Source organism: Desulfomonilia bacterium, from assembly GCA_036567785.1.
Lineage (GTDB): Bacteria > Desulfobacterota > Desulfomonilia > UBA1062 > UBA1062 > DATCTV01.
This window is the reverse complement of the sequence record DATCTV010000030.1, coordinates 130,620-140,794: the sequence shown is the minus strand read 5'-3', so window position 1 is coordinate 140,794 and position 10,175 is coordinate 130,620. Positions and strand designations below refer to the sequence as shown.

10 protein-coding genes are annotated in these 10,175 nt (G+C 48.5%); all 10 read left to right on the top strand.

What is annotated here, in order from left to right; genetic code table 11:
• Window positions 1-361: 361 nt before the first annotated feature.
• The 10 genes from VIS94_07685 to hypE all read left to right on the top strand — a co-directional run bounded on the left by VIS94_07685 (window position 362) and on the right by hypE (window position 10,140).
• Window positions 362-1,579: a hydrogenase small subunit gene (locus VIS94_07685; protein ID HEY9160949.1), complete on the top strand. Its 1,218-nt coding sequence runs from the start codon at window positions 362-364 to the stop codon at window positions 1,577-1,579.
• 27 nt (window positions 1,580-1,606) lie between these two features.
• A complete protein-coding gene (locus tag VIS94_07680) occupies window positions 1,607-3,265 on the top strand; it encodes a nickel-dependent hydrogenase large subunit (protein ID HEY9160948.1) in 1,659 nt (552 codons plus the stop codon).
• 11 nt (window positions 3,266-3,276) lie between these two features.
• Window positions 3,277-3,933: a Ni/Fe-hydrogenase, b-type cytochrome subunit gene (gene cybH, locus VIS94_07675; GenBank protein ID HEY9160947.1), complete on the top strand. Its 657-nt coding sequence runs from the start codon at window positions 3,277-3,279 to the stop codon at window positions 3,931-3,933.
• 73 nt (window positions 3,934-4,006) lie between these two features.
• Window positions 4,007-4,498 (top strand): HyaD/HybD family hydrogenase maturation endopeptidase, encoded by a 492-nt coding sequence (locus VIS94_07670; protein ID HEY9160946.1) that lies wholly within the window; start codon window positions 4,007-4,009, stop codon window positions 4,496-4,498.
• Window positions 4,491-4,835 (top strand): hydrogenase maturation nickel metallochaperone HypA, encoded by a 345-nt coding sequence (gene hypA / locus VIS94_07665; GenBank protein HEY9160945.1) that lies wholly within the window; start codon window positions 4,491-4,493, stop codon window positions 4,833-4,835. Before VIS94_07670 ends, hypA begins: the two co-directional genes overlap by 8 nt.
• Before the next feature lie 11 nt (window positions 4,836-4,846).
• A complete protein-coding gene (locus tag VIS94_07660) occupies window positions 4,847-5,077 on the top strand; it encodes a HypC/HybG/HupF family hydrogenase formation chaperone (GenBank protein HEY9160944.1) in 231 nt (76 codons plus the stop codon).
• Window positions 5,064-6,152, top strand: coding sequence for a hydrogenase formation protein HypD (gene hypD / locus VIS94_07655; protein HEY9160943.1), 1,089 nt, complete (start codon window positions 5,064-5,066; stop codon window positions 6,150-6,152). Before VIS94_07660 ends, hypD begins: the two co-directional genes overlap by 14 nt.
• 13 nt (window positions 6,153-6,165) lie before the next feature.
• Complete coding sequence (hypB, locus tag VIS94_07650; protein HEY9160942.1) at window positions 6,166-6,828, top strand: hydrogenase nickel incorporation protein HypB; 663 nt, start codon at window positions 6,166-6,168, stop codon at window positions 6,826-6,828.
• Window positions 6,821-9,130 carry a carbamoyltransferase HypF gene (hypF, locus tag VIS94_07645; GenBank protein ID HEY9160941.1) on the top strand — a complete coding sequence of 770 codons (2,310 nt, stop codon included), beginning with the start codon at window positions 6,821-6,823 and terminating at the stop codon, window positions 9,128-9,130. Before hypB ends, hypF begins: the two co-directional genes overlap by 8 nt.
• Entirely contained in the window at window positions 9,127-10,140 is a 1,014-nt protein-coding gene (gene hypE / locus VIS94_07640; GenBank protein ID HEY9160940.1) for a hydrogenase expression/formation protein HypE, read from the top strand. The genes hypF and hypE overlap by 4 nt, the downstream gene beginning before the upstream one ends.
• Window positions 10,141-10,175: the final 35 nt, after the last annotated feature.

Here is a 10,175-nt window from a genome sequence, read left to right as displayed (position 1 = left end):
CGCATCCTTCATCATGGTGCACATCTACCTCGGCACAATAGGGAACCCGGGAACGGTACAGGCAATGATCACGGGCTGGGTAACCAAGGCCTGGGCCAACACCCACTGCCCCCGCTGGCTTGAGGAATACGAAAAGAAATCCGAAGTGAAATAGACTTTATAAATCAACAAATAACAAAAGGCCGCCAAATGGCGGCCTTTTGTTTTCTCTTTTTCATTATGTAATAATTCACATACTTTATCAACTAATTGAAATCTCATTAGAAATTATGATTCAATATTTCTCTTGATAAATTTTCCGGCTTATGTCTCCTGAAATATTTAACTCAAAAATACCTAATAACAAAGAGGGGGTTAAGGTATGCCAGGAAAGAAGGGTTGTAATAGGAATATCAAAGAGCAATACGAAAAGCTCATGGAACAGTGCAGTGCGCACATGGAGGAAATGGACGCAGCCCTCCCGCCTGCAAGATTTAACCTCACCGAAGAGCTGAAGGAACGAGGCGTATCCAGAAGAGATTTCATGAAATGGACCACCGCGATGACAGCAGCACTTATGCTGCCTCCCATGTTCAAGCCGATGGTGGCCAAAGCAGCTGAAAATATCAGCAGGCTTCCGGTTGTCTGGCTGCATTTTGCCGAATGCACGGGATGTTCTGAGGCCTTCCTGAGAACATCATACCCGAATGTCGACTCCATCCTGCTCGATACAATCGACCTGGTGTACCATGAGACACTGATGGCCGCCGCAGGTCATCAGGCTGAAAAATGTCTCGAAGATTGTGTTAATAATCTGAAGGGCCAGTATGTCTGTGTAGTCGAGGGGTCGATCCCCGTAGGCCACAACGGCGATTTCATGAGACTGGGGCCCAAGGGAAGAACTGGCAAAGAAATAGCAAAGGAAGTATGCGGAAATGCGCTTGCAACAATATGCATAGGAAGCTGTTCTTCATTCGGCGGAATTCCGGCTGCAGACCCGAACCCCACCGATGCAAAGGGCATAAGCTCGGTGATAAGCAAGACAACGGTCAATATTGCAGGCTGTCCGCCCAATCCGGTAAATTTTGTAGGGACACTGCTTCATCTTCTGCTGTTCAAGGGACTGCCTCCTTGCGACTCCCTGGGCAGACCTTTGTTCGGATACGGCAAGCGGATACATGACTTCTGTGAGAGAAGGCCTCACTATGATGCCGGCGAGTACGTACAGGAATGGGGTGACCAGGGTCAGTTAAATGGATGGTGCCTGTACAAAGTCGGATGCAAAGGCCCTTACACATATGCAAATTGCGCAAAGGCAAGATTCAATGACGGTATGAGCTGGCCGGTAATGGCAGGCCACGGCTGCATAGGCTGCACCGAACCCGCTTTCTGGGACAGAATGGCGCCATTTGAGAAGCCTCTGGCGGAAAAGCCAATCGGCCTGGGCGGTGTTGAGGCACCGGTTGACCTGATCGGTGCCGGTCTTCTTGGTGCAACGGTTGTCGGTGTTGCGGCACATGCAGGCATAACGCTGGCAAAGAATCACGGGCAGCCGAAAAATGCGGCTGAAGACAAAAAAGAAGAGCATTCTGCTCACTGACGGATAGCGGAAACCGGAGGATAAATCATGGCAAGAATAATTGTTGATCCGATTACCAGGATTGAAGGCCACCTTCGCATCGAATGCGAGGTTGAAAATAATGTTATCAAAGACGCATGGAGCAGCATCACGCTGTGGCGAGGCATCGAACAGATACTCAAAGGTCGTGACCCGAGAGATGCCGGACTCATTGTACAGAGATTCTGCGGAGTCTGTACATATGTCCATTACGAGGCAAGCATCAAGGCCTGCGAAGACGCATTCAAGATAAAACCGCCTAAAAACGCACGCATCATAAGGAACCTTATTCACGGTGCCCAGTATCTGACAGACCACATCATGCATTTCTATCACCTTCACGGGCTCGACTGGGTCGATATAACAAAATGCCTGTCTGCGGACCCCAAGAAAGCGGTCGAAATGGCTCGCGCCTACAGCGATGATCCATACAACTGTTCCGTAACGCACTATGAAGCGGTGCAGAAGAGACTCAAGAAATTTGTAGAATCCGGCAGGCTCGGGCCTTTTGCAAATGCATACTGGGGCAACGCATCCTATAAACTGCCGCCTGAGGCAAACCTCATTATCACATCACACTACCTTGACGCCCTTCAGGTTTCAAAGCTGGGAGCTCAGATGATGGCGATATTCGGCGGCAAAAACCCGCACCCGCAGACACTCGTGGTTGGCGGCGTAACATGCGGAGCAGACCTTGATGCAAACCGCATCGCTGCATACAGATACAGGCTTTATGAACTTAATAATTTTGTCAAGACCGCATACATCCCCGACCTGCTTCTTGCTGCAACATACTACAAGGACGAAGGCGCAGCCGGAATCGGCGCAGGCGTAAAGAATTATCTTGCTTACGGCGGGTTCCCGCTTGACGACGGCGAGAATGAACTTCTCTTCCCGAGGGGTCTGGTAAAGGCTGCCGACATATCCCATCCGATGGAGCTGGACGAGAGCAAGATTACAGAAGAAGTCACCCATTCCTGGTATAAGGGTGAAGGAGGACACCCCTATGTTGAAACAACCGAGCCCGATTATACCGGCTATAAGAACGGAAATCTTGACAATGAAGGCAAATACTCATGGTGCAAAGCGCCGCGTTTCGACAACGATCCATACGAAGTCGGTCCGCTTGCGAGAATGGTCGTCGCATACGCCCAGGGGCATAAGGAAATCAAACCGCTTATCGACAACACATTGAATACCGCAGGTATTCCTGTGGCCGCCCTCTTCTCGACCCTGGGCAGGACAGCTGCAAGGGGAATCGAGACCGTATATATCGGAGACAAGATCGACGGCTGGGTCAATGAACTTATTGCAAATCTTGCATCAGGCGATACAACGACCTGGACACGCTGCGATGTCCCGAAGGAAGGCGAAGGTCGCGGACTTACAGAACCTCCTCGAGGGGCTCTCGGCCACTGGATCAAGATCGAAGGCCACAAGATAGCAAACTACCAGGCTATCGTTCCTTCCACATGGAACTGTTCTCCCAGGGCGAAAGACAGCAAACGCGGACCGTACGAGGAATCACTCATCGGAACCAAACTGTCCAATATCGAGCAGCCGCTGGAAATACTGCGCACGATACATTCATTCGATCCATGCATGGCATGCGCCGTCCACCTGATCGACACCGATACGAACGAAGTTAGGGTAATCAAGGTAGCATAAGGGAGAAGACCATGGATACGAGAGTAGCGGTTAAAGAATGGTCGCTGTCTATGAGGGCCAACCACTGGCTGATGGCATTGTCCATCTTCATACTGATCCCGACAGGGTTCTATATTGCAGATCCGTTCTCGGTGGGCGCCGGCGAAACGATAGACAAGTTCCTCATGGGCCATGTGCGCTATGTGCATATCCTTTTCGGCATAATCCTGAGCTTTACGCTTATATGGCGCCTTTACATGATGTTCTTTTCGCGCTTTCATGCGGACTGGAAGGATTTTCTGGCCTGGACCGACTGGCCCAACTTCTGGAAGCAGATAAAGTTCTACGCCTTTATCTCCGAGGAAAAGCCCGGACACAAATACCTTTACGGGCCGCTTCAGTCTCTTGCGTACGGCGGGCTCATCGTCATGTGGCTGATAATAGTCATCACGGGACTCGCCCTTATGGGCAACAACTATTCTGTAAGCTTCACTTCAATATTCAAGCCGCTTGCGGGATGGATGGGAGGCCTGGCGACCGTGAGATATGTACATCACATATTCACATGGCTCTTTCTTCTTTTCATACCTGTACATATCTATATGGCGTTCTGGTATGATGCAGTCATCAAGGAAGGCACACTATCATCGATGGTAGGCGGAAGACTTTACAAGAAAGATGAGCATTGATTCTGAATAGAGCTTCTATAGACTGAAGATAAAGGAGGGATTGAATCCCTCCTTTATTTGTTATCAGGATAATATGGAAAACAGACGCATCACAATTCTGGGACTGGGAAACATCCTTCTGTCTGATGAGGGATTCGGGGTTCATTTCGTCAGATACATTGAGCAAAAATATATTTTTCCTGAAAATGTCGAACTGATAGACGGTGGTGTTATGGGATATGTCCTGCTCGACATATTCGACCGGAGCGACATAATGATAGTGATCGACTGCATTAAACTCGGCGATAAACCCGGTTCCATATTCAGATTCACGCATGAGGAATTTCTCACAAAGATACCACCCCCCACATCAGCTCATGAAGTTAAATTCTCAGATGTGCTCATAAAGGCTGAGATGATGGGCGATCTGCCCGAAATCGTCTTTCTCTGCATAATCCCTAAGGAGTTCAAGGACATGGAACTTGAGATGACAGATGAATTGAAGAACCGCCTGCCAGTGATGGAAGGTCTTCTTTTGAAGGAGCTTGAAAGGTTCGGCGTAAAACCGGAGACGAGACATGCATGAGATGTCTCTTGTTCAGTCGATAATAGAAATTATAAACGAATATGCGAAAAAGGAGAATTTCAAGAAGGTCGAGAGCATAAGTCTGTCGTTCGGCAAGGCATCGACCGTGGTGCCCGCAGCGCTTGAATTCGCCTTCGAGGTCCTCTCCGAAGGCACAGTCGCTCAGGGGGCCAGACTCGAGTTTGACATAAAACCCGTGGTCATATATTGCCTGAGCTGTGAAAAGGATTTCAAGATGGATTCCTATGAAGCGGCTTGTCCTCAATGCAAAGGCGGTGAAATCATGCTGACCGGCGGAACCGAAGAATTAAAACTTATAGAAATGGAAGTAGTGTAGGAGAAGCAATTATGTGTATCGCATTTCCCGGCAAGGTCATCTCAATTAATGAAGACAACTTCGCGACGATAGATATAGGAGGGACAAGGCGCGAGGTAAGCCTGGACCTTATGGACGAACCTGTAAACCTTGGCGACTACCTCATCTCGCACGCGGGTTACGCAATGCACAAGGTTGATGAGGCCTCGGCCAGGGAAAGTCTGGAAGTCCTTAAAGAGATAATGGAAAATGAAACATATTGACGAATACCGGGACCCGGCACTCGCGAGAGCGCTTATCGAAAAGATCAAAAAGCTGGCCTTTCGTACAAGCAGGACAATAACGATCATGGAAGTCTGCGGCAGCCATACCCAGGCTATCGGCAGGTATGGAATAAGAAAGCTCCTGCCGGAAAACGTCAGGCTGATTTCCGGTCCCGGATGTCCGGTATGCGTAACGGCTATTTCGGACGTAGACAGGGCGATCTGGTTTGCTTCACAGAAGAATGTCATATTCACGACATTCGGAGATATGATGAGAGTGCCCGGTACGGAAGGTGCAAGCCTGCAGAAACTCCGTGCCGAGGGTTCGGATATAAGAGTCGTCTCATCCACCCTTGATTGCCTGAACATTGCCAATGATAATTCCGGGAAAGAAGTCATTTTCATGGGAATAGGATTCGAGACGACTTCCCCTACCGTTGCATCAATGATTATCCGCGCAAAAGATAAAGGCATCAGAAATTTAAGCGTGATGTCTGTCCACAAGATAATACCGCCTGCCATGATGGCCCTGGCAAAAGATCCTGCACTTAATATAGACGGTTTCATGTGCCCGGGACATGTAAGCATGGTACTGGGCGCCGAGGCATACAGATTCATAGCAGAATCAGGTAGGCCCGCCGTAATAACAGGGTTTGAGCCCGTTGACATACTCGAAGGCGTGTTATTGATCCTTGAGCAGATCACTGAAAACAGGCCCGATGTGACCATTCAGTACAAGAGGGGCATAAACCCGGAAGGTAATCATAAAGCAAGGGAATTTATTGATGCCGTCTTTGAAACAGGTGATTCGGAATGGCGCGGACTTGGAATTATCAGTGCGAGCGGTCTTTTCATAAAGAATTCTCTGCGCTCATTTGATACATTAAGCCGCTTCGATATTCCCGCTATCAGGTCGCAGGAAATCAAAGGCTGCTCATGCGGTGACATACTCAAAGGCATAAAAACACCCGATGAATGCCCGCTTTTCGCAAAGACATGCACACCGGTCAATCCACTTGGGCCCTGCATGGTTTCAGCCGAGGGAACATGTTCGTCATACTACAAATATCATTAATGGAGGTCGTCCTATGAAAATATCCGTAGTCAGAAATGTCCTTGATGCAAACGAACGCATTGCACAGGAAAACAGGAAACTGTTCGACGAAAAAAGGATATTCGTTATAAACCTCATGAGCGGACCGGGAGCCGGCAAGACAAGCCTTGTAGAAAAAACCATCCTCGCCCTGAAAGACAGGTACCGTATAGCGGTAATAGAAGGAGACATCCAGGACACGCATGACGCCGACAGGGTGGCGGCGCTTGGCGTTCCCGCTGTCCAGATCAATACGGGAACGGCATGCCATCTCGACGGCAACATGATAAGGGATGCGTTTCCGGGTCTCGACATGGACAAAATAGACCTCCTCATCGTGGAGAATGTGGGCAATCTGGTTTGTCCGGCAGAGTTCAAGATGGGCGAGAATTTCAAGGCAATGCTTTTAAGCACGCCGGAAGGTGCGGACAAGCCTTCAAAGTATCCATTGATGTTTCAGGAATCAAAGGCACTTATAATCAATAAAATGGATCTGATGCCGTATGTCAGTTTCGACCTCGAAAGGGCCAGGAGGGATGCCCTCGGCCTGAACAATGGACTTAAAATCTTCGAAGTATCCTGCAAAACAGGCGATGGACTTCATACATGGTTTGAGTGGTTGAACGAACAGATTGAAACATTCAGGAAAAATGCATGAAATCAAAAGGGTGAGATTCAACTTTTCCGGCATTGTCCAGGGGGTCGGATTCAGGCCGTTTATTTACAGGATTGCCGTTCGCAGCGGTCTTGCCGGCTTTGTCCAGAACCGGACAGATGGTGTAATTGCCGAGGTTGAGGGTGTTCAGACTTCCATTGTATCTTTCAAGGAAGCGGTTCGGCATGAGCTGCCGCCCCTGGCGCATATCACCTTACTTGAAGAAAGGGAAGTAGCTCCTGTCGGCGAAAATGATTTCAGGATTATAGCAAGCGATCATTCAGGCGAAACAAATGTCCACATAACCCCTGATATAGCCACATGCGGGGCATGTCTGAACGAGCTCTTTGATCCTGTTGACAGACGGTTTAATTATCCTTTTATCAACTGCACCGATTGCGGGCCTAGACTGACAATCATAAAGGACATCCCGTATGACAGGGAAAACACTTCAATGGCATGTTTCGAACTCTGTCCCGAATGCCGGAAAGAATATGAGAATCCGGCCAACCGGAGATTCCATGCGGAACCTAATGCATGCCCTGTCTGCGGACCCCGGCTTAAACTGTTTGATTCTAACGGTATTGAAATAATGGCTGACCCTCTCAGCAGGACAGCTGAACTTTTGAAGGAAGGCTGGATTGCAGCCATAAAAGGTATCGGAGGATTTCATCTGTGTGTCGATGCGGAAAATGATAAGGCTGTAGAAAGGCTCAGGAGCCGCAAATACCGTGAGGAAAAGCCGCTTGCAATAATGGTGAAGGATATTGTTGCCGCTAAACTGTATGCCAAAATAAGCAGTGAGGAAGAAAACCTGCTTGTTTCTCATCAGAGACCGATAGTGCTGCTTGAAAAGAAACCATCCCTGCTCTCTTCAATGGTTGCGCCCGGCCTCTCAAACCTCGGCATCATGCTTCCCTATTCTCCGCTTCATCATCTTCTTTTTGCTGAAGGCTTCAATGCGCTTGTCATGACCAGTGCTAACCAGACAGATGAACCGATCTGTACGGGAAACAGGGAGGCCATTGAGCGTCTGAAAGGGATCGCCGATTACTTCCTGATCCACAACCGCGATATCCTCGTGCGCTGTGATGACTCGATCTCTTTCATAGCTGCAGGAACTCCACGCATTATGAGGCGTTCACGTGGTTATGCACCAACACCAGTCATGCTGAACAGTGACTATCCGGGCGTTCTGGCGATGGGACCTCATCTGAAGGCAACGGTATGCATTCTGAAAGGGAATGCCGCTTATCTGAGCCCTCATATCGGTGATATGGAAACACCTGTGGCAAGGGATTTTTATCATGAAAACCTTGAATTCATGCAGGAGATGACCGAATGCAGGCCTGACATAATCGCCTGCGATCTGCATCCCGGCTACTATTCCACCAGAATTGCCGAATCAATGGGCAAGCCTGCTTACAAAGTTCAGCATCATCATGCGCATATTGTAAGCTCAATGGCTGAAAACGGTCTTTCCGGTAAGGTAATAGGCATTGCATTTGACGGGACCGGATACGGGACAGATAAAACAGTTTGGGGTGGCGAATTCCTGATTGCGGACGAAAAAGATTTCATCCGCGCCGGCCATCTGAACCTGTTCACACTTCCTGGCGGGGAAAAGGCAATCCGTGAGCCTTGGCGCATTGCGGTCAGCCTTTTAAGAAACGCATTCGGAAAGAAATGGCGGTCATATGCGGATAAGCTGGGGCTGATCCAGGATGAGACCTCCACAATACAGATTGAGAAAGCCATGAACATAGGGCTCAACAATCCGGCCACATCAAGCATGGGAAGGCTTTTCGACGGCATTTCGGCACTTACAGGTTTAAAGCGCTTTGTAAGTTTCGAAGGTCAGGCTGCAATGGAACTGGAGTCGGTCTCATATAATGGTTCAACCTATCCATATGAATATGAACTTGATATTAAAGATGACATGATAATTCTTCAGACAAATCCGATGATCAGGCAGATCGTTTCAGATATAATACATGGTGCAGTTCCTGCAGATATCGGAGGTCGATTCCATTCGTCAATTATCATGGGAACTGCCGATGTTGCATGCAGACTGAGGGAAAAATACAATTTAAACAGGGTCGCATTGAGCGGCGGATGTTTCCAGAACAGACTTCTCCTTGAAGGCGCCATAAAATTCCTTGAGAAAAGCGGCTTCGATGTATATCATCACAGGCTTGTTCCGACAAACGATGGTGGAATATCGCTTGGTCAGGCAGTATCCGCCGCCGTCCGCCACCGGGACTTACCACAAGAAAAAATCTTTCGGGAAAGGAAAAAAGAATGAGACATGAAAAGATTCTCCTGGAACATGGAAGCGGAGGACTTCTCAGCAATGGACTAATCAACGATAAATTTCTCCCTTTGTTCAAAAATACATTTCTGGAAAGATTGGAGGATGGTGCAATTTTCGATGTCAGGGAAACCAAACTCTGCTTTTCCACCGATTCATATGTTGTCCAGCCCGTATTCTTTCCTGGCGGCAATATTGGTTCTCTGGCTGTCCACGGGACAGTGAACGACATCTCGATGTGCGGCGGGAAGCCGCTGTATCTGAGTACTGGGTTTATCATTGAAGAAGGGTTTTTGATGAAAGACCTCGAAACAATCATCGCCTCGATGGCGGGAGCAGCGGAAAAGTCCGGAGTTATTATCGTCACCGGGGATACAAAGGTTGTCCCCAAAGGAACTGCTGACGGAATATTCATAAACACATCCGGGATCGGAATGGTTACATATAAAAGCCCGATAGGGATAAAAAGCATAAGACCGGGCGACTGCGTAATCATAAACGGCACCATCGGCGATCATGGAACTGCAATCCTGAGTGTACGTGAAGGGATAGATATTGGAGAAGGAGTACTCTCGGATTCATCACCCCTTAACAGCATTGTCGAAGAGATACTTGAGGCCTGTCCTGATGTACATTGCATGCGTGATGCAACGCGGGGCGGGCTTGGAGCCATCCTTGCGGAGATTGCCCAGCAATCAGGATTTACCGTAACAATTGATGAATCATTGATACCTGTCAGGGAACAGGTGAGAGGCGCCTGTGAAATTCTCGGGCTGGATGCTCTCTACCTGGCCAATGAAGGCAAATTTGTCATATTTTGCCCTCAAACATCAGCAGGAGTTGTGCTTGATATTATGAGAGCAAATCCTCTCGGCACGCATGCCGCACTGATAGGAACTGTTAACGAATCATCAGGGAGGGGAAGACTCATCCTCAAAACAGCAATCGGAGGATCTCGTGAAATAGACCTCCCGACTGGAGAGCTTGTACCAAGAATATGTTGAACGCTTTGAAATCAATAATTATTTTATTGACAATA

Excerpts from the sequence above, each read along its gene's own strand:
- hypD (HEY9160943.1), top strand. The coding sequence starts at position 5,064 with ATGAAACATATTGACGAATACCGGGACCCGGCACTCGCGAGAGCGCTT.
- VIS94_07685 (HEY9160949.1), top strand. The coding sequence starts at position 362 with ATGCCAGGAAAGAAGGGTTGTAATAGGAATATCAAAGAGCAATACGAA.
- VIS94_07670 (HEY9160946.1), top strand. The coding sequence starts at position 4,007 with ATGGAAAACAGACGCATCACAATTCTGGGACTGGGAAACATCCTTCTG.
- VIS94_07680 (HEY9160948.1), top strand. The coding sequence starts at position 1,607 with ATGGCAAGAATAATTGTTGATCCGATTACCAGGATTGAAGGCCACCTT.
- cybH (HEY9160947.1), top strand. The coding sequence starts at position 3,277 with ATGGATACGAGAGTAGCGGTTAAAGAATGGTCGCTGTCTATGAGGGCC.
- hypA (HEY9160945.1), top strand. The coding sequence starts at position 4,491 with ATGCATGAGATGTCTCTTGTTCAGTCGATAATAGAAATTATAAACGAA.
- hypE (HEY9160940.1), top strand. The coding sequence starts at position 9,127 with ATGAGACATGAAAAGATTCTCCTGGAACATGGAAGCGGAGGACTTCTC.
- hypF (HEY9160941.1), top strand. The coding sequence starts at position 6,821 with ATGCATGAAATCAAAAGGGTGAGATTCAACTTTTCCGGCATTGTCCAG.
- VIS94_07660 (HEY9160944.1), top strand. The coding sequence starts at position 4,847 with ATGTGTATCGCATTTCCCGGCAAGGTCATCTCAATTAATGAAGACAAC.
- hypB (HEY9160942.1), top strand. The coding sequence starts at position 6,166 with ATGAAAATATCCGTAGTCAGAAATGTCCTTGATGCAAACGAACGCATT.